The sequence below is a fragment of the Agrobacterium sp. CFBP2214 genome, assembly GCF_030209895.1.
Classification (GTDB): domain Bacteria; phylum Pseudomonadota; class Alphaproteobacteria; order Rhizobiales; family Rhizobiaceae; genus Agrobacterium; species Agrobacterium radiobacter.
In genome coordinates, this window is record NZ_JARVRC010000003.1 from 234,005 (window position 1) to 256,167 (window position 22,163).

Here is a 22,163-nt window from a genome sequence, read left to right on the forward strand (position 1 = left end):
ATGACATCCAAGGATGAACATCCCTTACAGATCGGCAACAACCGGCTGCGCGAAGGCATCGCACGGCTGGACCGGATTTTTGCGCCCTCCACCGGGCGCCCAATGGACGAGGACAGAAACCATGCGCATTGAACGCCGCTTCACGAAGCCCGGCCAATCGCCTTACGCGGAAATCGACTTCCGCAAGGCCGTCAGTGAAATCAAGAACCCGGATGGATCGATCGTGTTCCGTCTGGCTGACATCGACGTTCCCGCGCAGTTTTCCCAGGTTGCCACAGACGTTCTGGCGCAGAAATATTTCCGCAAGGCCGGTGTGCCGAAGTTCCTGAAGAAGGTTGAGGAAAACGACGTTCCTTCCTTCCTCTGGCGCTCCGTTCCCGATGAAAAGGCGTTGAAGGACGTTCCGGAAGCCGAACGTTTCGGTTCCGAGACCGATGCGCGCCAGGTTTTCGACCGTCTGGCCGGCACCTGGGCCTATTGGGGCTGGAAGGGCAAATATTTCTCGTCCGAAGAAGATGCGCTGGCCTTCCGCGACGAGCTTGCCTATATGCTCGCCACCCAGCGCGTTGCTCCGAATTCCCCGCAATGGTTCAACACCGGCCTGCACTGGGCCTATGGCATTGACGGTCCCGGCCAGGGCCACTTCTATGTCGACCCCTTCACGGGCAAGCTGACCAAGTCCAAATCCGCTTACGAACATCCGCAGCCGCATGCCTGCTTCATCCAGTCCGTTGAAGACGACCTCGTCAATGAAGGCGGCATCATGGACCTGTGGGTGCGTGAAGCGCGCCTGTTCAAATATGGCTCCGGCACCGGCTCCAACTTCTCCTATCTGCGCGGCGAAGGCGAAAAGCTCTCCGGCGGCGGCCGCTCCTCCGGCCTGATGAGCTTCCTCAAGATCGGCGACCGCGCAGCCGGCGCCATCAAGTCCGGCGGCACGACCCGTCGTGCAGCAAAGATGGTGGTTGTCGATGCCGACCACCCGGATATCGAAGCCTATATCGACTGGAAGGTGAACGAGGAGCAGAAGGTTGCCGCGCTCGTCACCGGCTCGAAGATCGTCGCCAAGCACCTGAAAGCGATCATGAAGGCCTGCGTCAATTGCGAGGCTGACAATGGTGATTGCTTCGACCCGGCCAAGAACCCTGCCCTGAAGCGCGAAATCCGCGCCGCCAAGAAGGACATGGTGCCGGAAAACTACGTCAAGCGCGTCATCCAGTTCGCCGAACAGGGTTACAAGGACATCCAGTTCAAGACCTATGACACGGATTGGGATTCGGAAGCCTACCTCACGGTTTCAGGCCAGAATTCCAATAACTCCGTCTCGCTGAAGGATGACTTCCTGCGCGCTGTCGAAAATGACGGCGACTGGAACCTCACCGCCCGCAAGGACGGCAAGGTGATGAAGACGCTGAAGGCCCGCGATCTCTGGGAAAAGATTTCCCATGCCGCCTGGGCATCGGCCGACCCGGGCCTGCACTTCAACACCACCATGAACGACTGGCACACTTCGCCGGCCGAAGGCCCGATCCGCGCTTCGAACCCGTGCTCGGAATACATGTTCCTCGACGACACGGCCTGCAACCTTGCCTCGCTGAACCTCTTGCAGTTCAAGGATCAGGCGACGAAGCGCATCGACATCGCCGACTATGAACATGCCGTCCGCCTGTGGACCGTCGTGCTCGAAGTTTCCGTGATGATGGCGCAGTTCCCGTCGCGCCAGATTGCCGAACGCTCCTATGAATACCGCACGCTTGGTCTCGGTTACGCCAATATCGGCGGCCTCCTGATGTCCTCGGGCATTCCCTATGACAGCGATGAGGGCCGCGCCATTGCCGGTGCGCTGACCGCGATCATGACGGGTGTCTCCTACGCAACTTCGGCTGAAATGGCCGGCGAGCTTGGCCCCTTCCCGAGCTTTGCGCCGAACCGCGACAACATGCTGCGCGTCATTCGCAACCACCGCCGCGCCGCCCATGGCCTGTCGGATGGTTATGAGGGCCTTTCGGTCAACCCCGTCGCACTCATCCACGCCGATTGCACGGATCAGGACCTCATCGCCCATGCGACAGCCGCCTGGGACAAGGCGCTGGAACTTGGCGAAAAGAACGGCTACCGCAACGCCCAGACGACGGTTATCGCGCCGACCGGCACGATCGGCCTCGTGATGGATTGCGACACGACCGGCATCGAACCCGACTTCGCGCTGGTGAAGTTCAAGAAGCTCGCCGGCGGCGGCTACTTCAAGATCATCAACCGCGCGGTTCCGGATGCCCTGCGTTCGCTCGGTTATTCCGAAAGCCAGATCGCCGAGATCGAGGCCTATGCCGTCGGCCATGGCAATCTCAACCAGGCGCCGGCCATCAACCCCTCAACGCTGAAGGCCAAGGGCTTCACCGATGAGAAGATCGAAGCCGTCAACGCTGCGCTGAAGAGCGCCTTCGACATCAAGTTCGTCTTCAACCAGTGGACGCTCGGCGCCGACTTCCTCAAGGAGACGCTCAAGGTTTCCGACGAGCAGCTCTCCGACATGAGCTTCAACCTGCTCGAGCATCTCGGCTTTGCCAAGAAGGACATCGAAGCGGCGAACGTTCACGTCTGCGGCGCGATGACGCTGGAAGGCGCACCGTTCCTGAAGAACGAGCACCTGCCGGTCTTCGATTGCGCCAACCCCTGCGGCAAGATCGGCAAGCGTTACCTCTCGGTCGAATCGCACATCCGCATGATGGCGGCGGCACAGCCCTTCATCTCGGGTGCAATCTCCAAAACGATCAACATGCCGAATGATGCGACTGTCGAGGATTGCGGCAGCGCCTACATGCTGTCGTGGAAGCTGGCGCTGAAAGCCAACGCCCTTTACCGCGATGGTTCCAAGCTTTCCCAGCCGCTCAACGCCTCGCTGGTGGAAGATGAGGACGACGAAGATTTCGTCGAGGAACTGGTCCAGCAGCCGCTCGCACAGCAGGCCGTGACGATCACCGAAAAGATCGTCGAACGCGTCATCGAGCGGGTTTCGCGCGAGCGTGAAAAGCTGCCGAACCGCCGTCAGGGTTACACCCAGAAGGCAACGGTCGGCGGTCACAAGGTGTATCTGCGCACCGGTGAATTCGGTGACGGCCGCATCGGCGAAATCTTCATCGACATGCACAAGGAAGGCGCCGCTTTCCGTGCGATGATGAACAACTTCGCCATCGCCATTTCGCTCGGCCTGCAATATGGCGTGCCGCTGGAAGAATATGTGGAGGCCTTCACCTTCACCAAGTTCGAACCGGCCGGCATGGTGCAGGGCAACGACGCGATCAAGAACGCCACGTCGATCCTCGACTACGTGTTCCGCGAACTCGCCGTCTCCTATCTCGGCCGCCACGATCTCGCCCATGTCGATACGTCTGACTTCTCCAATACGGCGCTTGGCAAGGGTATCCAGGAAGGCAAGACCAATCTGCTCTCCACCGGCTGGACACGCGGTTACAAGCCGACGCTGGTTTCCAGCAACGAAGGCGACCGCGCCGGTTCCGAACCCAAGGGCTCGGCAACGGCAGCCCCTGCCCGCGCGTCGGCCAACGTGACCTCGTTTGCAGGCTCCGCCGCCCGCAAGCTGGAACCGACAGTCGCGATTTCCACCTCGGAAATCGTCTCCTTCAAGCGCGATTATGAAGAGCGCGCCAAGGAACTGGCGGAAGAGATTGCCGAAGAGGTAATCGACGACGTGGTTCAGGAAACCAAGCAGACCGCCACCGCCCTCTTCTCCGACAAGGCCGCCGCCGACGCTGCATCGGCCAAGACGGAAGCCAAGAAGGTGGAAAACGAACGCCGCATGCGCTCGATTGCACAGGGCTATACCGGCAACATGTGCTCGGAATGCCAGAACTTCACGATGGTGCGGAATGGCACTTGCGAGAAGTGCGATACCTGCGGTGCGACGAGCGGCTGCAGCTAAGCAAGGGCAACAAGGTTTCTCGGAACCTGAAATTGGCCAATTGCGCAAATGATGGAAATCCGGACACTGAAAAGTACCCGGATTTTTCTTTTAGAATGACCATGACCTGCCACCTGCGACCCGCTACACCGGAGCGGCCAAGAAGCAACGGGCCTTGAAGCGCCATTAGTCTGACATCGATTGGATCAAATAGTTGGCGTTCCAGATGCCTTCGCATAAACCGCAACCGCAACGAATGCGGCGATACTGACCAGCCCGAGACACGCGTTAAGCGTCAGTGCGAAGCTCAAGCCAAGATTCTCCGTAAGCGCCGCAAAGACGAACGGCGCGCCGGCACCCACTGCAAGCCGAGCGGCTGCCATCTTTCCTGTAATTGCCCCATAGCCTTCGGATCCGAATAGATAGAGCGGCAGGTTTCCCTGTGCGATGCTGTTGATGCCTGAGCCCAGACCAAGGCAGATGGCGAAGGCAACCGCCCCCGGTAGCCAGCTGGCTGTCACCAGCAGGATCAATATGCCCAGCACGATTAAAACAGCGGAAAGCACCGCAAGTGCTGGCGGCGGGAGGCTCTTGCCGAAGATCATGTTGATCAAGCGACTGAGAACCTGGGCCGGACCGAAAAGCGAGCCGATCACGACAGCTGCCGCTCCCAGCCCCACGGTTCCAAGCATCGGCACCATATGGGCGAGGATGGCGGAGAGAGTAAAACCCAGTATCGCGAAAGCGAAGGAGACCAAGATCATCCCACGGCGTCTCGTATGCGAAGGGAGCGCACCCACGACGGTCTCGCGCGCGCGGCTCGTCGTGTCGGCACTCGGTCCCGTCTTTCCTGCGCGCATAATCCAGAAGTGAAGCGGCATACAAAGAAAAAGATTAAGTCCCGCGAAGACGAGATAGATCTCCCGCCAATCGAGGTGGACGGCTAACGCAGCCGAGATCGGCCAGAAAATGGTCGATGCGAAACCACCGATGAGAGTGAGATAGGTGATGTTTCGGGACGCCGAACGAGGATTGTTTTCCACCAGAGCCGCAAACGCCGCCTGATATTGCACCATACCGGAGGATATTTCGAGCAGGATGACCGCAGCGGCAAAGATCGCAACCGAGGGCGATAAAGCGCAGAGCGCCAGTGTCAATGCCGCAAGAAACGAACCGATTGTCATCATGGTTGCGGCGCCGATCCGGTCCATCTGCCTACCGATATAGGTTGCCGAAAGACCGCCGATAAAAAGGGACACCGAAAAAACCGCAAACACCTGAGAAAGCGTCAGGCCCAGATCTTTCGCCATGCCGGGCGCAAGGATGCTGAAACTATAATAGAGGGTGCCATAACCCACGATCTGTGTAAGGCCGAGCGCAGAAACGGTGGCCGCAGACGCCCTGAAATCACGCAACGATGTTGCCCTCTTCAGCACGGCCATCGGCAGGGTGGCAGCTGTTGCCACGCTCGACATCCTCCCGGACGGCCGGATGCCCGGCGCAGCAGTCTTCCATCAGGAATTTCACGAGGGACGCCAGAGTATCGTAGCTCGCGCTATAGAGGATCGATCGCGACAGGCGTCGCTGTGAGATCAAACCAGACCGTTCCAGCTCTTTGAGATGGAACGACACATTCGTTGCCGAGACGCCCATGCGCTCGGCGATCACGCCCGCGGCCAATCCTTCAGGTCCCGCGATAACAAGTGCTCGCACGATGGACAGACGGGTCTCCTGCGAGAGAGCCGAAAATGACAGCAGGGCCTGACGCTCATCCATATTTCAACAATCCTTGAATTATTGTATCGATGGATAACGCAGATTATCGAGGCCGACAAGACGATTATGTCGACGTCGTACGGGATGTGGCAGCCGCGCCTCGAAAAGGCGCGGCCCGCCCCCCTCTATCATCCCATAAAATCCACCAGCAGCTTCACATTCAGCGCCGCAATCACCACCGCGATCAGCCAGGCGAAGGACGAAAGCCAGAGCGGCGAGCGCAGCTCGCCCATCTTCGTCCGGTCGGCGGTGAACATGACGAGCGGGAAGACGGCGAAGGAGAGTTGCAGGCTGAGCACCACCTGCGTCAGGATCAAGAGTTCGGCCGTGCCGCTGTCGCCATAGAAGATGGTGACGCCGGCGGCGGGGATGATGGCGATGGCGCGGGTGATGAGGCGGCGCAGCCAGGGGGCGAGCCGCATCTTGAGGAAACCCTCCATCACGATCTGGCCGGCGAGTGTTGCCGTGACGGTGGAATTGATGCCGCAGCATAAGAGCGCCACGCCGAACAACGTCGGCGCAATGGCAAGGCCGAGCAGCGGCGCGAGCAGATTATGCGCCTCACCGAGTTCGGCGACATTCGTCTGCCCGGTCTTGTTGAAGGTCGCCGCTGCGAGGATGAGGATCGAGGCGTTGATGAGCAGGGCGAACATCAGCGCGATGGTGGAATCGAGGGTGGCGAATTTCAGCGCCTCGCGTTTTTCGGCAACCGTCTCGCCGATTTCGCGGGTCTGCACGATGCCCGAATGCAGATAGAGATTATGCGGCATGACGGTGGCGCCGAGAATGCCAAGCGCCAGATAGAGCATATCAGGATTGGTGACGATCTCAGTCGTCGGCGCAAAACCGAGAATCACCTGCCCCCAGTCGGGATCAGCCAGCGCCACCTGAATGGCGAAACACACGGCGATGACGCCAAGCAGCGTGATGACTAGCGCCTCCACCCAGCGGAAGCCGAGCTTCTGCAGATAGAGGATCAGAAACACATCGAGCGCGGTGATGAGGACGCCGAGTTCGAGCGGAATGCCGAAGATGAGGTTGAGGCCGATGGCCGTGCCGATGACCTCGGCAATATCGGTGGCGATAATGGCGATTTCCGCGAGCAGCCAGAGCACCATTGCCACCGGTTTCGGATAGGCGTCACGGCAGGCCTGTGCAAGATCACGGCCGGATGCGATCGCAAGACGCGCGCAAAGCGATTGCAGCACAATCGCCATGATGTTCGAGACCAGCGCAACCGTCAGCAGCGTGTAACCGAATTTGGATCCGCCGGCGAGCGACGTCGCCCAGTTCCCGGGATCCATATAACCGACGGCAACGAGATATCCGGGGCCGAAAAACGCCATCGCCCGGCGAAACGTGCCGGCATTCGGATTGATCCTGATCGAACTGTGAACGTCGGATAACGAGAGGTCGTCGCCGTTTCGTCGCCATCCAAAGACTGGCTTGTCCATTTTATGCGCTTTCAAAGGGAAGGTTGAATTGGTGCAGTTGCAAATCATTCGCATAAGCAATAGCGGCTGACAAGGGGAGTTTTTGCAGCCATGCAGACGGTGCCGGGGGAACCTGTCCGGTTTGAACGCAATCCGGCGCACCTCCACGTTCCGTTGGGGGCTGACACCCCTCCTTCCCGTCCTTCCGACCCTTGCCAATGCCCAGCCCAGATCCTGCCGCTGAAAAGACTTGTCTCGCCGCGCAGACGCGCCTCTGCTGAATTTCGGCTCAGGGCCGGAATGACGGAGGTCGGATGAGAAAGGGTGGTAGCAAATACGGAGACCGCCATGCCGACAGGTGTAGACGACGGAGCTACAGCCAGCCTGGCTCACGGCCTTGTCATCGCCCCTGCTCCGCCCTTGCGGAACAGCGCCGCACTTGTCTGCGTTTATATTTCAGGAACACTCTAATACCGGGGAAGTTCATGCGACATGGCCATAAATTCAGCCTGGTGAACCATCCGAGCCGATGGCCGAAATATATCATGGCGTATCGAAGGCCGCGCGACTGGCTGATGACGATCAGCGGCATCGTGCTACTGTTCATCGTCGCCGCCGCGGTTGCCATGGGTTATCTCGTCACCAGCCATCCCGGCAAGCCGGAGCCAAACCCCGGCATCGTGGAGGAACAGGCAGCGGAGAACGGCGGGTAAGCTGCGGCGCAAACGCGCCGCTCTCAGCTCAAGCCCGCAAGATGGCCGCTGAACTGCGCCTCATGCAGGCGGCTGTAATGGCCCTTGGCGGCCAGCAGCTCGGCGTGGGCGCCGGTTTCGGCAATGCCGGTCTGGTCCACCACCACGATGCGCGAGGCATCGCGGATCGTCGCCATCCGGTGGGCGATGACGAGCGTGGTGCGCCCCTTGGCAAGCTCGGTCAGCGATTGCTGGATGGCGCGCTCGGTTTCCGTGTCGAGCGCGGAGGTCGCCTCGTCGAGAATGAGGATCGGCGGGTTCTTTAGGAACATGCGGGCAATGGCGAGACGCTGTTTCTGGCCGCCGGACAATTTAACGCCGCGTTCACCGATGACGGTGTCGAGCCCGAGCGGCATGGCCTCGATGACGCCATCGAGACGGGCGCGCCGCGCCGCCTCCATGATGTCCGCATCCGATGCGCCAAGCCGTCCATATTCGATGTTCTCGCGGATCGTGCCGCCGAACAGGAAGACATCCTGCTGCACGATGCCGATCTGATTGCGCAGCGAAGCGAGTTTCATTTGTCGGATATCGATGCCGTCAATGGTGATCGCACCGCTGGTCACATCATAAAATCGCGGCAGAAGCGAGCAGAGCGTGGTCTTGCCCGCGCCCGAAGGACCAACGAAGGCCACCGTCTCGCCGGCGCTGATCTTCAGGTCGATATTGGTGAGAACCTGCTTGCCCTCGGCATAACCGAAACCGACATGACGATATTCGATATCGCCGCGCAGCAGCGGCGCGTCCACCGCATCAGGCGCATCGACAATGTCAGGCGCTGTGTCGAGAAGTTCGGTGAAGCGGCGGAAACCGGCAATGCCCTTCGGATAAGTCTCGATGACCGAATTGATCTTTTCCACCGGGCGGAAAAACACGCCGACCAGCAGCAGGAAGCCAACGAAGCCGCCTTCCGTGAGACCGCCCGTCAGCACGAACCATGCGCCGCAGATCATCACGATCATCTGCGTCAGCCGCATGCTCATGTAGCTGAGCGAGGTGCTGGCCGCCATGATCTTGTAGGCGTCGAGCTTCGTGCGGCGGTATTTCTGGTTGTCCTTCTCGAACAGCGCCCGCTCGTGATCCTCGTTGGCGAAAGCCTGCACCACCCGCATGCCGCCGACATTTTCCTCGATACGGGCGTTGAAATCCCCCACACGGCCATAAAGCGCGCGGAAATTCTGCGTCATGCGGCCGCCGTAACGGCTGGTCACCCAGGCGGTGACGGGCACGACGGCGGCGGTGATGAGCGCCAGCGGCACATTCACCGACAGCATCAGCAGGAAGGCGCCGATGAAGGTCATGATGGCGATGAACAGGTCTTCGGGGCCGTGATGGGCCACCTCGCCGATCTCTTCGAGATCCTTCGTCAGCCGCCCGACCAGATGGCCGGTCTTCTGGTTGTCGAAATAACGGAAGGACAGCTTCTGCAGATGGTCAAAGGCCAGACGCCGCATGTCGGTCTCGATATTGATGCCGAGCATGTGTCCCCAATAGGTGACGGTCGCCATCAGCCCGGTATTCAGCACATAGATGACGAGCAGCCCGACCGAAGCGGCGAGGATGATGGCCCATTCACCGCCCGGCAGCAGCACGTCCACAAAGGTCTTCACGGCCATCGGAAAGCCAAGTTCGAGCACACCCGACAAAACCGCGCAGGAAAAATCGAGAATGAACAGACCGCGATAGGGACGGTAATAGGCGAAGAAACGGCGCAGCATGGCATGACCTGGAGATCGGGCGCGGCAACCTGACGCCGCAATAAAAACGGAGTTTAATTGTCATATTTCAATGCGCGCGCCAAGACCGATGTTCTATTTTTACCAAAATCGTTCAATAGGTTCAGCAATAAACACACAACGGTAATGTGATCGGGTTATATTGCACTTATATGTATCGGTGTGACAGAGTGAATGCACCCCTTGCGGGGAGAATGCGAGAAAGAGCCTGCCGTGAGTAACATTGACAGCCGTAAGCCCAGTGGCGAACCGAGATGGCTTGGTCCCGCCAGCCCGACGCGGATCGCCCTGATCCCGCCTATTTCGGCTGCGCGCTGGCTGCTCCTTCTGGTCGTCCTTGCGGGCATCTATTTCTTCAACGGCTTTCTGGTTCCGGTTCTCGCCGCCCTCGTCATCGGTTTCGCCAGCTGGCCGGTCTATACGCGGCTTCTGCGGCAGGTGGGCGGCAACACGACGCTCGGCGCCACCATCGCCATCATCCTCATCATTGCCTTCCTCGTGGTGCCGATCTTCATCGCCGCCTCCTATACGGCAACCGAAATCCGCGAATGGTTCGGCTGGGCGGTGCACGTCAACAAGACGGGCGCGCCCGTGCCGGACTGGATCGCCGCCCTTCCCGCCGTCGGCCCCTGGCTCGGCGAACAATGGGTGAAATATATCGGCACGCCGGGCGCCATCGGCGAGCTCATCCAGCTCGTCAGCGGCGCCAATATCGGTAATATCTACCGGGCGATCCTCGCCGCCGGCAACGGCGCGTTCCATCTCGTGCTGACCCTGCTGTTCATGCTGATCGCGCTGTTCTTCGTTTACCGCAATGGCGCAGGCTTCACCCGTCAGGTCGATCTGGTGGGCGAACGCATCCTGCCGACACGATGGGAACGCATTTCGAGGGTCGTGCCCGCCACCATCAGCTCGACCGTAACCGGCATGACGCTGATCGCCATCGGCGAAGGCATCATCCTCGGCATCGCCTACTGGATCGCCGGCGTGCCCTCGCCCGTCACGCTCGGCGTGCTGACCGGCGTCATGGCGCTCATTCCCGGCGGCGCGCCGCTCTCGTTTACGCTGGTGTCGATCTATCTGGTCGCCAGCGGTTCGCCCGCCCACGGGCTGGCGCTGTTCGTCTGGGGCTCGGTCGAACTCTTCATCGTCGACAAGACCATCCGGCCGAAACTCGTCGGCGGACCGATCAAGCTGCCGTTCCTGCCCACCTTTTTCGGCCTTGTCGGCGGCGTCAAGACCATGGGTTTCCTCGGCCTCTTCATCGGCCCGGTGCTGATGGCGCTGCTGGTGGCAATCTGGCGCGAATGGGTGCGCGAGGTGGAACTGTCCGCCGCCACCACCACCGAGGCTCCGCCCCCGCCGCCAACAGAGGACGATCCCGTTGATGAGGTTGCCGCGCTCGAAGAGGATAGCGAGGAAACGACGGCATTTCGGAAAGCTGCTTTTTGATTGGTGAAGCCTGCGGTGAGCGGCGATGACGTGGAGCGCCAGCCGACAGGCCAAGGCCGCTTCCCTCTCTTTCGTCATGCCGGGCTTGGATACCGGCATCAGCCATGGCTCATCTGCGCAGTGAAAGAGTCTTCCGCGATCAAAGACTTGATCGCGCTGGACCTGGATCTAGTCCGGGGTGAGGTGGGCGGATGCTGCGGCTATACCTCAAACAGTCACATCGCCAGCCCATCCGACCGATCGGTGCCTTCGCCTTAAAGCACCTTTTCCATGAACCGGCTGAGCGGGTCAGGCTTATAAGGCGCAAAGGCCTCGATCTCCACAAACCCCGCCTTGCGGTAAAGGCTGATCGCCTCCGGCTGGCTGATCCCGGTTTCCAGCCGGATGGCGGAAAGGCCGAGTTCGGTACCGCGCGCGACAAGCGTATCCATGATCAGCTTGCCGATCCGCAATCCCCTCGCCTCGGGATCAACGAACATGCGCTTGACCTCCGCCGTGCCATCACCCGCCTCCACCAGCGCGCCGCAGCCGACCACGCGGCCATCGTGTCGCACCACGAAAAAGGAGACATTGTCCTTTTCCAGCTGGCCGATATCGACCAGATGATTGCTCTCGGCGGGATAAAGCGACGCCATATAGGTATTGGAGAGATCGATGAGGCGCAGAACCGCGTCCTGCCGTGGTGTTTCAAGCTTGATTTCGGTGGCCAATGCGATGCCTGCCTTCTCTATAAAAATGCGTATTTCGTCGTAATGTCACTGCAATCGGGATAGATGAGTTTCTAGAGCATTATTCCCGACAGAGGCAACACACCCCATGAAAACAGCCCTCGTTCTCATGACCTTCCTTGGCTGTGACGACAGCGCCACCGATTGCCATTACATCGCCACCTCGCAGCAGCGCTGGACGAGCATCGAGCTATGTGACGCCGTGTCGGAAAAGGAGCTGGAGCGTTACGCCAATGCGCCCTACCCGGTCGTGGTGGCCGTGTGCCAGACACCGGGCGAGCAGGCTCCGCAGACGGCGAGCAATACGCCCGGCGCGCAGCCTCCCGCCGCGGCGGCACCTGCCGGAACGCAGCAGGCGACCGCAGAGGTAACGCCGAAGGAAGAAGAGAGCCTCACCAAACAGGCGATCGGCCGCGTCAGCCGCATTCTGCCGTCCACAGAAGGCATAAAGCACCTTCTGGGCACACCAGTCAGGATGGTCGAAAACAGCTATTCGTGGATCGCCAAGCGGTTTGACAAGTAATTGCGGGGAACGCAGCAATTGCGTCTGGAGGCCCCCAGGACCTTACGCAGCCTCGACCGTCAGCGCTTCCGCATAATACCGCGCCTTCTGCCGTTCTTCGGCAATGGCCAGCTTGCGCACGGCATGCAGCAGTTCGAACAATGTCTCGGAACCGTTGACCTCACGGAAATGCGCCAGCAACTCGGCCGAGACGGAGGCCGCCGCCTCAGAAAGCTGCGAGCGGGCGGCACGGCGCCACATCAGCGTCGCCTCGATGAAAACGTCAACGACATCGCTAAAAAGCCCGACGGACTGGAACAGGGCCTTCAGCGCGTGCGGCCGCCCCGTCGCCAGAATGGCGCGCACCTTGCGGTCATCGAGACCGGAGAGATTGACCATCGCCGCCGTGAAGAATTCCAGCCGGCCCGAACAGACGGCGTGGATGAGCAGCGCCGGCGTCAGTTCCAGCCGCTGGCGCAGATGCTCCACCAGCGCCGGCAGTTCCGGCGAAGAAACGCTTGATGCGATAAGAATGGTGGCGGAATCTTCCGCCTCGCGAAAAAGACTGTCGGCGCGGTTGCGCGCGATCATCGCGTGAACCAGCGCCGAGCCGGCGAGCGCCTCGCTGATGCGACCCATCAACAGGTGGCGCGCATCGGCCGGCAGCGCCTCACGGCGCAGCAGGAGGTCGCGAATATCGGCGTCGCGGCCATGGCGCTCGGCAATGCGACGCAGCGAGAATGGCGTGATGAAGGCATCGTCGTTTTCAAGCAGGATGATGGTCTCAGGCAGATCGCCGACTTCGGCGAGGGCGGCGCAGACCCCGCGCGGCAGGCCGGGCCTTGCCGCGATGAGCGCGCGCGTCAGGCTTTCGCCGCGCCCGGCCAGATCAACCAGGTCGGCCTCGCCGAGAACCGGCGAACGGGCAATGACGGTGCAGGCGATTTCCGGCTGGTCTTCGGCAAGCGAAACGAGAATGGCGCGCGGTGCGTCTTGGGCATCCGCCAGCGCTTCGGCGAGCGCCAGCCGCACACGCGGTGAAGGGTCATCGAGAAGATAGGTCATCGCCATATAGGCGGCATCGCGGTTTTCCCGCGCCATGTCAGACTGCAGATAGGCACGGCCGAGCGCATTGGCAGCTTTCGCCCGCTCGGTCGATCCAGCCTTTTCAGACCAGCGAAGAAATGCCTGTACGATCACCTGAGCCTCGAAACACATTCATACAATGGATGGCGGCATCATCGCCGCCACCATGTATAAAACTCTAGGCGCAAATGGTTTACGTTTGGTTCACCATAAAATTTAACCCTTGTCGGCGAAGGATTATATTGACGGCGTAGTAGAGGGGCGCTGCAGCTGGAACACATCGCTGCCGCCATCGCAGTAATCCATGTAACCCATGCGCGCCACGGGGCGCGACAGCCCCATGTCGATGCGGCCATCACGAATGATCGTTTCATCGATATGGATCGCCATGACCTGCCCGATCACCATCCACGAATCCGTCGGCTTGCCGTCGAGATCCCCGAGTTGCTGTATCTGCGTCACCCGGCATTCCAGAACAGCCAGGGCTTCGCCGACGAACGGCGCGTCCACCACCCGCCCATTGACGGCGGTAAGGCCGGCAAGGGAGAATTCATCAACGTCATAAGCAACAGGTGCAGAAGACGCATTCATCCGGTCCACCAGATGACGGCTGACGAGATTGGCGGTGAAGACGCCGGTTTCCTCGACATTGCGCAGGCTGTCCTTCCTGCCGCTCGAGGAAAACATGACGAGCTTCGGCCGGTCCGAAATCGCGTTGAAGAAGGAATAGGGCGAGAGGTTCATGGAACCGTCCCTGCCCTTGGAGCCGATCCAGCCGATCGGCCGCGGCGCGACGATGGCCTTGAACGGATCATGCGGCAGGCCGTGCTGGTTGGTGTCCGTGGTGTAGAACATCAGACGTCCCCGACCCAGGTGACGACATCGGCAAGCTCCGGCCGCGGCCGCTCCACCGGCGGGAATGTCGTTGAGCCGATGTGGATATAGCCCGCGACCTTCTCTTCCCCGCTGATGCCGGTCTCAGCAAGGAATGCCGGGTCGAAAGCAAGCCATTCCGTCAGCCAGTTCGCGGCAAAACCGCTGGCATTGGCCGCGAAGATGAGGTTGAGGCACACCGCGCCGGCGGACATGACCTGCTCCCATTCCGGAATCTTGAAATGCGGCTTGGCGGTGCTGATGACGGCGATAACGACGGGCGCGCGGGTGAAGCGCGTGCGCTCCGCTTCCTGCTGCTGCAGGTCCAGTTCCGGGTTCTTCTCAAGCGCGATCCTGAGCGCCGCTTCACCGAGACGCACACGCTCCTCGCCACGATAAACCACGAAACGCCACGGCGCGAGCTTGCCATGGTCAGGCACGCGCACGGCAAGGCGCAGGATGTCCTCGATTTGCCCCTTCGAAGGTCCCGGCTCGGCAAGTTGCAGGGCCGGCGTAGAGCGGCGAGCCTTGAGATAATCGAGGAGCTTGATATCACTTGTCATGATCAAAAATCTTCCATTCTGCTGTCATCGCGAAACATGGGCCTTGAAATAGCCATGGCATTGGTTTTGAAGTGATGCGGGAAAATCAAGAAGTCAATCGGTATCGAAAATGTCGGCAATCAAAATCGCGGCACGTCTGGCCATTGCATGTGCTGCGCTTGGCCTTTTATCACAGGCCGCATTTTCGCAGGATGCCTTTAAAGACTTCAAGCAACTCGGCGGCACGCCGAAAATGCCGAAACTCAACGCTTTCACCGCCCCGTCCGCACCCAATGCCCCCGCAAGCACCGCCCGCGACATCGCCATGGAAGCCAAGCTGACGAGCGAAGGCGAGGCGGTGAAAGAAGGCCTGTCCTGGCGCGTTTTCAGCCCCATTCCCGGCGCTGACGGCAAATTGCCGATGCTGGCAAGCTCCGAGGGCGGCTCGGCCCATTTCAATCTGGTACCCGGCGAATATTTCGTCAACGTCGCCTTCGGCCGCGCCGGCGTCACCAAGAAACTCAATATCCCAACGTCTGGCAACGTTCAGAAACAGGTGCTGATTCTCGATGCCGGCGGCTTCGTGCTGAACGCGGTCGCAGGGTCCGACAAGCAGATTTCCAGCACCCAGCTCAAATTTTCCGTCTATTCGTCGGACGCCCGGCCGGATGGCGAACGCGGCCTCGTCATGGCCGATATCAAGCCCAACACCATCGTGCGGCTGAATGCCGGCACCTATCACGTGGTTTCCGAATACGGCAACGTCAATGCGGTGGTGCGCGCCGACATTCAGGTGGAAGCCGGCAAGCTGACAGAAGCGACGCTGCAGCACCAGGCCGCGCAGATCACCCTCAAGCTGGTGTCCGAAGAGGGTGGCGAAGCCATTGCCGATACGGCCTGGTCCGTGCTGAACGGCGGCGGCGATGTGGTGAACGAAAGCGTCAGCGCGTTTTCGACCATGGTTCTGGCGGAAGGCGAATATACCGCCATCGCCCGTAACAAGGAAAAGGTCTACCAGCGTAACTTCAAGGTCACGTCGGGCCGGGATTCGGATGTGGAAGTGCTGATGAAGGATCAGGCGCCGGAAGATATGACCGGGGATTTCGAGTAAGTCTGATTGAGCCGGCCGCGACGCCAGCGATAACGTCCGAAACTTCTCTTCCGTCATGCCGGACTAGATCCGGCATCCAGCCACGGCGCGTCTGCGCCGTGAGGGACGAGTCTTTCGCGATCAAGGACTTGATCGCACTGGCCCCCGGATCTAGTCCGGGGTGACGGAGTGCGGATGCCCCGCCCTCTGCCAATCATAGCGCTGCTACAGCACATCGTTCACAAACAAAAACGGCCCCCGAAGGGGCCGTTGTCATTTCTCACGCAACCTGCTTCTTCGCCGCAAGCTTGCGCTTCACGTCCGGCGGCGTCGCCTCGTCCACGAGGCTTGTAATGGCCTCCTCGAGCGACATCGACGTCTGGTTTTGCGAACCGAGACGACGGATGTTGACGGTGCGTTCTTCCGCTTCCTTGCGGCCGCAGACGATGATGACCGGAACCTTGGTCACCGAATGCTCGCGGACCTTGTAGTTGATCTTCTCGTTGCGGAAGTCGGTCTCGACTGCCATGCCCGCCTCGCGCAGTGCTTCGGCAACCTCGCGGCCGTAATCGTCCGCATCCGAGGTGATCGTGGCGACGACGACCTGAAGCGGCGCAAACCACAGCGGCATGTGGCCGGCGAAGTTCTCGATGAGAATACCGAGGAAGCGCTCCATCGAGCCGCAGATGGCGCGATGGATCATCACCGGCTGCGTCTTTTCGGAGTTCTGGTCGATATAGAAGGCGCCAAAGCGTTCCGGCAGGTTGAAGTCCACCTGTGTCGTGCCGCATTGCCATTCACGGCCGATGGCGTCCTTCAGCGTATATTCGAACTTCGGCCCGTAGAACGCACCCTCGCCCGGCATAATGCCGGTCTTGATGCGGCCGCCGGACTGTTCCTCGATGGTCTTCAGAACCTCCAGCATCACGCTTTCGGCGCGGTCCCAGAGATCGTCGGAACCGACGCGCTTGTCCGGACGGGTGGACAGCTTGACGACGATCTCGCTGAAACCGAAATCCTCATAGACGGAGAGGATCAGGTCGTTGATGCGCAGGCATTCCGCCGCCATCTGCTCTTCCGTGCAGAAGACATGCGCATCGTCCTGCGTGAAGCCGCGAACTCGCATCAGGCCGTGCAGAGCACCCGATGCTTCGTAGCGATGGACATTGCCGAATTCCGCAAGACGCACGGGCATTTCGCGGTAAGACTTCAAGCCATGCTTGAAGATCTGGACGTGGCCGGGGCAGTTCATCGGCTTCAGTGCGAAGACGCGCTGATCGGCTTCCTCGTCATCGGGATGGGTAAAGGCATGGGCGGATTTCACCGCAAACATGTTTTCCTGATACCAGCCCCAGTGACCGGAGGTTTCCCACAGCGACTTATCCAGCACCTGCGGCGCGTTGACTTCCTGATAGGTGTTGGCGAGCCGACGACGCATATAGGCCGTCAGCGTCTGGAACATGCGCCAGCCCTTGCCGTGCCAGAAGACGACGCCCGGACCTTCTTCCTGGAAATGGAACAGGTCCATTTCGCGGCCGAGACGGCGATGGTCGCGCTTTTCGGCTTCGGCCAGAACATGCAGATAATTGTCCAGCTCTTCCTGCGTCGCCCAGGCGGTGCCATAGATGCGTGACAGCATCGCATTGTTGCTGTCACCGCGCCAGTAAGCACCCGCCACCTTCATCAGCTTGAAGGCGGTGCCGACCTGCCCCGTGGAGGCCATATGCGGGCCACGGCAAAGATCGAACCAGTCGCCCTGGTAATAGATCTTCAGGTCCTGACCTTCGGGGATCGCATCAACCAGCTCGACCTTGTAATTCTCGCCCTTGGCGGCGAAGACTTCCTTGGCCTTTTCGCGCGACCAGATTTCGCGGGTAAACGCCTTGTTGCGCTGAATGATTTCCTTCATGCGCTTTTCGATCTTCGGCAGATCTTCGGGCGTGAAGGGCTCGTTCTTGGCGAAGTCGTAATAGAAGCCGTTCTCGATGACAGGGCCGATCGTCACCTGCGTGCCGGGCCAAAGCTCCTGCACGGCCTCGGCCATGACGTGGGCGGCATCGTGGCGGATGAGTTCCAGCGCACGCTTGTCTTCACGCGTGACGATCTCGATCTTGCCATCGGTGATGGTATCGGACAAATCGCGCACGGTGCCGTCAAGCGCAATGGCGACGGCCTTCTTGGCAAGCGATTTGGAAATGGATTCGGCAACCTCGCGGCCGGTCGTGCCGGGGGCGTAGCTGCGGACGGATCCATCGGGAAATGTAAGGGAAATGGCTTCAGACATCGTCTAGTGCTCCTGTCCAGTCCCGCCAACGAATGCGGGTGGTGTTGGAATAATGATCTGCCCGCTGAAAACGGACAGGCAGCCTGATAAAGGCTTTTGCCATTCCAGTCAAAGGTGAAGGGTCTCTCAGCGAAGCATTTCCGCGAGACCATTGACGGTATTGGCGTTGCGGGTCGTGCCTATGCCGAGCCTCCTGGTGGTCAGGACCGGGAGAAGCCGGCTCTCGCTCGGCTTTCCCAGAAAATCGATCCATAAATCGCCACCAATCACGGCGATCTTCTCCTGCCGGCGATATTTTTCGAGAAATCCGAGAACGTCCTCGCCAAGCGGTTCGCGCATCACCCGAACGCAGACATCGGATGGATTGCCATCCGGAAACGGATTCTCAGCCGCCAGTTTCAGCCAGTCGCGAGCCGGGCGAACCATGATATCGACATGTTTGTCGAAACGCTTTTCGAAGGCGCGTTCAAGCCTGTCCTCGATCTCGCGAATGGGAGCATCCTCCGCACGAAAGACCAGGTTTCCGGTGGCTACAAGCGTCCGGCACTCGGCAAATCCCAGTTCTTCAGCCATTGCGCGCAGATCGGCCATGATGAGCCGCTTGCCCGCGCCAAGGACGATGCTATGCAGCAGCGCCACATGATCGTTCATCGATGCAGGCTCCAGTAACGCCACGGCGCCCACCAGCGCCTCGTGCTGCCGAGCGCTTCCGGCACCGGGTCCAGTCCGCTCGTGCCGCCAGGGCCGCAGCGCGCAACGCGAAACAGGGTCATCCATCCGCCCGCCCACAGCCCGTGGCGGGCGATGGCCTCATAGCCATATTCGGAACAGGTGGGGATGTGACGGCAGGAATTTCCGATGAAGCCGGAAAGCGTCAATTGATAAAGCCGGATAAGGCCGACACCAAACAACCGCCCCGGCGTTTTGGCAAAGCTGCCCGCCCAGTTACGGGATCGGCCCGCTTTTTCCGCCGTCTGCTGATGCCGGCAGCCCGGTTCGCCGCACATCACCTAACCCGCAGCGTTGACAGCCGGCCGGCCTTCGATCTGGTCGAGAGCATCGACCACGGCTTCAAAGGTCAGCATGGTGGAGGCATGGCGCGCCTTGAAATCGCGCACGGGCTGAAGCACCCGCATATCTTCGAAACGGCCCGCCGGCCCTTCGCCGCCCTGTTTCAGCATGGCGAGCATGTCTTCCCGCGCCTGCCGGATTTCACCGCTGGAAGCGCCGATGATGTGATGCGCCATGATGGAGGCGGAGGCCTGGCCGAGCGCGCAGGCACGCACCTCGTGGGAAAACGCCGTCACGATGCCGCCTTCGACCTTCAGATAAACCTTGAGCTTAGAGCCGCACAGGCGCGAGTGTTTTTCGGCGCTGGCGTCGGCATCTTCAAGAACACCCGTCAGTGGAATATTCCCGGCAAAGTCCAGAATGCGATTATTGTAGATATCGTCCATCGTCAGGTGCCCGGCGCGCTCAAGATTGCCCAAAAACAGGACAGGTCAAATTTTTCAAACACAGCGTTTGTCGCAGTGAAGCTTTCCTGCCCTTCATTCTCATTATATGCTAACGAGCTTTCTGGACATCAAGCCGTGATGAAATTAACGGCTCCGATACCGAAATAACAGCATCGGTCTTGCCAAAATGCTGTAAAACAACCAGATAGCAGCAACTGCGAACAAATGTTCGCGATGAAAAACGAATTCAGGTGCGGCCTTTACCCGCATCGGGAGAGACGGAATGGATGCGATCGTGAAGAATTTCCCCGGCGCTGGCGCAAAAACCGACGTGGCAGAAGCTCGCCCAAGCCAGGCCGAAGCGGAAGAAGCAGTGCGCGTTCTTTTGCGCTGGGCAGGAGAAAATCCCGCCCGCGAAGGACTTCTGGATACGCCGAAGCGCGTCGCCAAGGCCTATCGCGAGCTTTTTGCCGGTTATGAGCTGAACGTTCAGGACGTGCTCGGCACGACCTTCGAGGAAGTCGGCGGTTATGACGATGTGGTGCTGGTGCGCGACATCCCATTCTTCTCCCATTGCGAGCACCACATGGTGCCGATCGTCGGCAAGGCGCATGTGGCCTATCTTCCGGCCGGCCGCGTGCTCGGCCTGTCGAAGATCGCCCGCGTCGTTGAAATCTTCGGCCGCCGCCTGCAGACGCAGGAAAACATGACAGCGCAGATCGCAAGATCGATCGAAGAAACCCTGAAACCGCGCGGCGTGGCCGTCATGATCGACGCCGAACATATGTGCATGTCCATGCGCGGCGTAAACAAGCAGGGGTCGACGACGCTGACCACCAGCTTCACCGGCACGTTCAAGAACGATCCGGCCGAGCAGGTCCGCTTCATGACCATGGTGCGCAACCGCTAGGCATCGGACCGAAAAGTGTAGCGCGGGTTTTTGAAAACCCGATGCTCAGACAAATTTTGGAGTGGCGGAGTGATCTCATTTTCCCCGCCGCTCTGAAACCTTCCGCTTTTCTCCCGGGGTAGCCATGTCCATTTCGTTTCCGTCCGCGCCTGCGGACAAGGAAGTGCTCGAAAACGCAGGTCTCTTTTCGCCGAAATTCGATGCCCACGGCCTTGTCACCGCCGTGGTTACCGATGCACGCGACGGCGAATTGCTGATGGTCGCCCATATGAATGCGCAAGCCCTGTCGCTGACGCTCGAGACCGGCATCGCCCACTATTACAGCCGTTCACGCGACAAGATCTGGAAGAAGGGCGAAACATCGGGCAACCTGCAGACGGTGAAGGAATTCCGCACTGATTGCGATCAGGACGCGGTGTGGCTGAAGGTCTCCGTCGCCGGCCATGATGCGACCTGCCATACCGGTCGCCGCTCCTGCTTTTATCGCACCGTCGAGCTCTCCAATGGCGATGCTGTGACGAAGATCACCGACGACACCCGCCATTTCGATCCGGCCACCACCTATTCGGACAAATAAACGGCCACCTTCCATCGGCCGCACCAATTTGCTACCAATATAGCGGGCTCCGGGGATAAGGGCGGAGCTTCACAGAATTGGCAGGGAGTGCGGTCATGTTGGGATGGGGAAATCGTCACAATCATCTTGCGGCTGGAAATCCCGAAGCCACCGGCAATGAGCCGCCCGTCACCCAGATCGTCGACAAACACCGCATAGCGCTCGCCCTTGGCGGCGGCGCGGCCCGCGGCTGGGCCCATATCGGCGTCCTGCGGGCGCTGGACGAGGCCGGCGTGAAGATCGGCATGATCGCCGGCACGTCGATCGGAGCGCTGGTGGGCGGTTGTTATCTCGCCGGCAAGCTCGATGAGCTGGAGGAATTCGCCCGTTCGCTGACGATGCGCCGCATTGCCGGCCTGCTTGATCTCACGATCGGCGGCGGCGGCCTTTTTGGCGGCATGCGGCTGACCAAGCGCATGCAGGAGCATCTGGAAGGCCTGCGCGTCGAAAACCTCGACCATCCCTTCATCGCCGTCGCCACGGAGCTGCGCACCGGCCACGAAGTGTGGATCCATCAGGGCGACCTCGTTACCGCGCTGCGTTCATCCTATGCCCTGCCCGGCATTTTCGAACCCGTGCAATGCAACGGCCGCACGCTGATTGACGGCGCGCTCGTCAATCCCGTGCCGGTTTCCGTCTGCCGCGCCTATGAGCAGGCGCTGGTCGTCGCCGTGAACCTCAACTACGATCTGTTTGGCCGTTCCGCCGTGGTCAAGCACGCGGCCTCACCGCATGGCGGCGGCACACCGCCGGTGGAAACGGCGCCGCGTCCCGGCCTGCCGGGCGTCATGGTGCAGGCCTTCAACATCATTCAGGACCGGATTTCGCGCTCGCGTCTGGCGGGCGACCCGCCCGATCTGATGCTTCATCCCCGCATCAACCATATCGGCCTCTCGGAATTCCATCGCGCCAGCGAAGCCATCGACCGGGGATATGAGGAAACGCGCTCCCGTATTCCGGAGCTTGAGCGCATGCAGCAGGCGTTCCGGCGCTAATACCCTGCTTTA

21 protein-coding genes are annotated in these 22,163 nt (G+C 60.3%); 9 read left to right on the forward strand and 12 right to left on the reverse strand.

Annotated features, from left to right (window positions below):
- Both QRN60_RS08340 and QRN60_RS08345 read left to right on the forward strand, forming a co-directional pair.
- Positions 1–132: a hypothetical protein gene (locus tag QRN60_RS08340; protein ID WP_020812850.1), complete on the forward strand. Its 132-nt coding sequence runs from the start codon at positions 1–3 to the stop codon at positions 130–132.
- Complete coding sequence (locus tag QRN60_RS08345; protein WP_129564979.1) at positions 122–3,940, forward strand: vitamin B12-dependent ribonucleotide reductase; 3,819 nt, start codon at positions 122–124, stop codon at positions 3,938–3,940. The genes QRN60_RS08340 and QRN60_RS08345 overlap by 11 nt, the downstream gene beginning before the upstream one ends.
- Positions 3,941–4,125: 185 nt before the next feature.
- Here the strand turns inward: QRN60_RS08345 and arsK are convergent, their stop codons facing one another.
- From arsK to QRN60_RS08360, 3 genes are all read right to left on the reverse strand, one after another.
- A complete protein-coding gene (gene arsK, locus QRN60_RS08350; protein ID WP_174035330.1) occupies positions 4,126–5,361 on the reverse strand; it encodes an arsenite efflux MFS transporter ArsK in 1,236 nt (411 codons plus the stop codon).
- Positions 5,327–5,695, reverse strand: coding sequence for an ArsR/SmtB family transcription factor (locus QRN60_RS08355; RefSeq protein ID WP_020809330.1), 369 nt, complete (start codon positions 5,693–5,695; stop codon positions 5,327–5,329). Before QRN60_RS08355 ends, arsK begins: the two co-directional genes overlap by 35 nt.
- A gap of 128 nt (positions 5,696–5,823) precedes the next feature.
- A complete protein-coding gene (locus QRN60_RS08360) occupies positions 5,824–7,149 on the reverse strand; it encodes an Nramp family divalent metal transporter (RefSeq protein WP_165000590.1) in 1,326 nt (441 codons plus the stop codon).
- A 464-nt stretch (positions 7,150–7,613) separates the two neighbouring features.
- On the opposite strand from QRN60_RS08360, the gene QRN60_RS08365 reads away from it, so the two are divergent.
- Positions 7,614–7,841, forward strand: coding sequence for a hypothetical protein (locus tag QRN60_RS08365; protein WP_003508088.1), 228 nt, complete (start codon positions 7,614–7,616; stop codon positions 7,839–7,841).
- A gap of 23 nt (positions 7,842–7,864) precedes the next feature.
- Here the strand turns inward: QRN60_RS08365 and QRN60_RS08370 are convergent, their stop codons facing one another.
- Positions 7,865–9,598, reverse strand: a complete 1,734-nt coding sequence (locus QRN60_RS08370) for an ABC transporter ATP-binding protein (protein WP_129564980.1) — start codon at positions 9,596–9,598, stop codon at positions 7,865–7,867.
- A 231-nt stretch (positions 9,599–9,829) separates the two neighbouring features.
- Between QRN60_RS08370 and QRN60_RS08375 the strand changes: the two genes are divergently transcribed.
- Positions 9,830–11,068, forward strand: a complete 1,239-nt coding sequence (locus tag QRN60_RS08375) for an AI-2E family transporter (protein ID WP_080866210.1) — start codon at positions 9,830–9,832, stop codon at positions 11,066–11,068.
- Positions 11,069–11,322: 254 nt separating this feature from the next.
- On the opposite strand, the gene QRN60_RS08380 is transcribed toward QRN60_RS08375, so the two are convergent.
- A complete protein-coding gene (locus QRN60_RS08380) occupies positions 11,323–11,778 on the reverse strand; it encodes a GNAT family N-acetyltransferase (RefSeq protein WP_129564982.1) in 456 nt (151 codons plus the stop codon).
- A gap of 106 nt (positions 11,779–11,884) precedes the next feature.
- Here QRN60_RS08380 and QRN60_RS08385 point away from each other — a divergent pair, with 106 nt between their 5' ends.
- Positions 11,885–12,319 carry a hypothetical protein gene (locus tag QRN60_RS08385; RefSeq protein WP_111784313.1) on the forward strand — a complete coding sequence of 145 codons (435 nt, stop codon included), beginning with the start codon at positions 11,885–11,887 and terminating at the stop codon, positions 12,317–12,319.
- Between the two features lie 42 nt (positions 12,320–12,361).
- Here the strand turns inward: QRN60_RS08385 and QRN60_RS08390 are convergent, their stop codons facing one another.
- The 3 genes from QRN60_RS08390 to QRN60_RS08400 all read right to left on the reverse strand — a co-directional run bounded on the left by QRN60_RS08390 (position 12,362) and on the right by QRN60_RS08400 (position 14,820).
- Positions 12,362–13,516, reverse strand: a complete 1,155-nt coding sequence (locus QRN60_RS08390; protein WP_129564983.1) for a DUF2336 domain-containing protein — start codon at positions 13,514–13,516, stop codon at positions 12,362–12,364.
- A gap of 105 nt (positions 13,517–13,621) precedes the next feature.
- Positions 13,622–14,239: a flavin reductase family protein gene (locus QRN60_RS08395; protein WP_129564984.1), complete on the reverse strand. Its 618-nt coding sequence runs from the start codon at positions 14,237–14,239 to the stop codon at positions 13,622–13,624.
- Entirely contained in the window at positions 14,239–14,820 is a 582-nt protein-coding gene (locus tag QRN60_RS08400; RefSeq protein WP_129564985.1) for a nitroreductase family protein, read from the reverse strand. Before QRN60_RS08400 ends, QRN60_RS08395 begins: the two co-directional genes overlap by 1 nt.
- A gap of 109 nt (positions 14,821–14,929) precedes the next feature.
- On the opposite strand from QRN60_RS08400, the gene QRN60_RS08405 reads away from it, so the two are divergent.
- Complete coding sequence (locus QRN60_RS08405; protein ID WP_080864241.1) at positions 14,930–15,910, forward strand: RgsD C-terminal domain-containing protein; 981 nt, start codon at positions 14,930–14,932, stop codon at positions 15,908–15,910.
- A 259-nt stretch (positions 15,911–16,169) separates the two neighbouring features.
- Here the strand turns inward: QRN60_RS08405 and thrS are convergent, their stop codons facing one another.
- From thrS to QRN60_RS08425, 4 genes are all read right to left on the reverse strand, one after another.
- Positions 16,170–18,173 carry a threonine--tRNA ligase gene (gene thrS, locus QRN60_RS08410; RefSeq protein WP_111784310.1) on the reverse strand — a complete coding sequence of 668 codons (2,004 nt, stop codon included), beginning with the start codon at positions 18,171–18,173 and terminating at the stop codon, positions 16,170–16,172.
- A 126-nt stretch (positions 18,174–18,299) separates the two neighbouring features.
- Entirely contained in the window at positions 18,300–18,824 is a 525-nt protein-coding gene (locus tag QRN60_RS08415) for a DUF1697 domain-containing protein (RefSeq protein WP_129564986.1), read from the reverse strand.
- A complete protein-coding gene (gene yidD, locus QRN60_RS08420; protein ID WP_003508065.1) occupies positions 18,821–19,180 on the reverse strand; it encodes a membrane protein insertion efficiency factor YidD in 360 nt (119 codons plus the stop codon). Before yidD ends, QRN60_RS08415 begins: the two co-directional genes overlap by 4 nt.
- 3 nt (positions 19,181–19,183) lie before the next feature.
- Entirely contained in the window at positions 19,184–19,630 is a 447-nt protein-coding gene (locus QRN60_RS08425) for an iron-sulfur cluster assembly scaffold protein (RefSeq protein ID WP_111834540.1), read from the reverse strand.
- Between the two features lie 283 nt (positions 19,631–19,913).
- Here QRN60_RS08425 and folE point away from each other — a divergent pair, with 283 nt between their 5' ends.
- From folE to QRN60_RS08440, 3 genes are all read left to right on the forward strand, one after another.
- Complete coding sequence (folE, locus tag QRN60_RS08430) at positions 19,914–20,540, forward strand: GTP cyclohydrolase I FolE (RefSeq protein ID WP_003508063.1); 627 nt, start codon at positions 19,914–19,916, stop codon at positions 20,538–20,540.
- 124 nt (positions 20,541–20,664) lie between these two features.
- Positions 20,665–21,117 (forward strand): phosphoribosyl-AMP cyclohydrolase, encoded by a 453-nt coding sequence (gene hisI, locus QRN60_RS08435; RefSeq protein ID WP_020811294.1) that lies wholly within the window; start codon positions 20,665–20,667, stop codon positions 21,115–21,117.
- A gap of 95 nt (positions 21,118–21,212) precedes the next feature.
- Complete coding sequence (locus QRN60_RS08440) at positions 21,213–22,151, forward strand: patatin-like phospholipase family protein (protein ID WP_003508061.1); 939 nt, start codon at positions 21,213–21,215, stop codon at positions 22,149–22,151.
- Positions 22,152–22,163 lie beyond the last annotated feature (12 nt).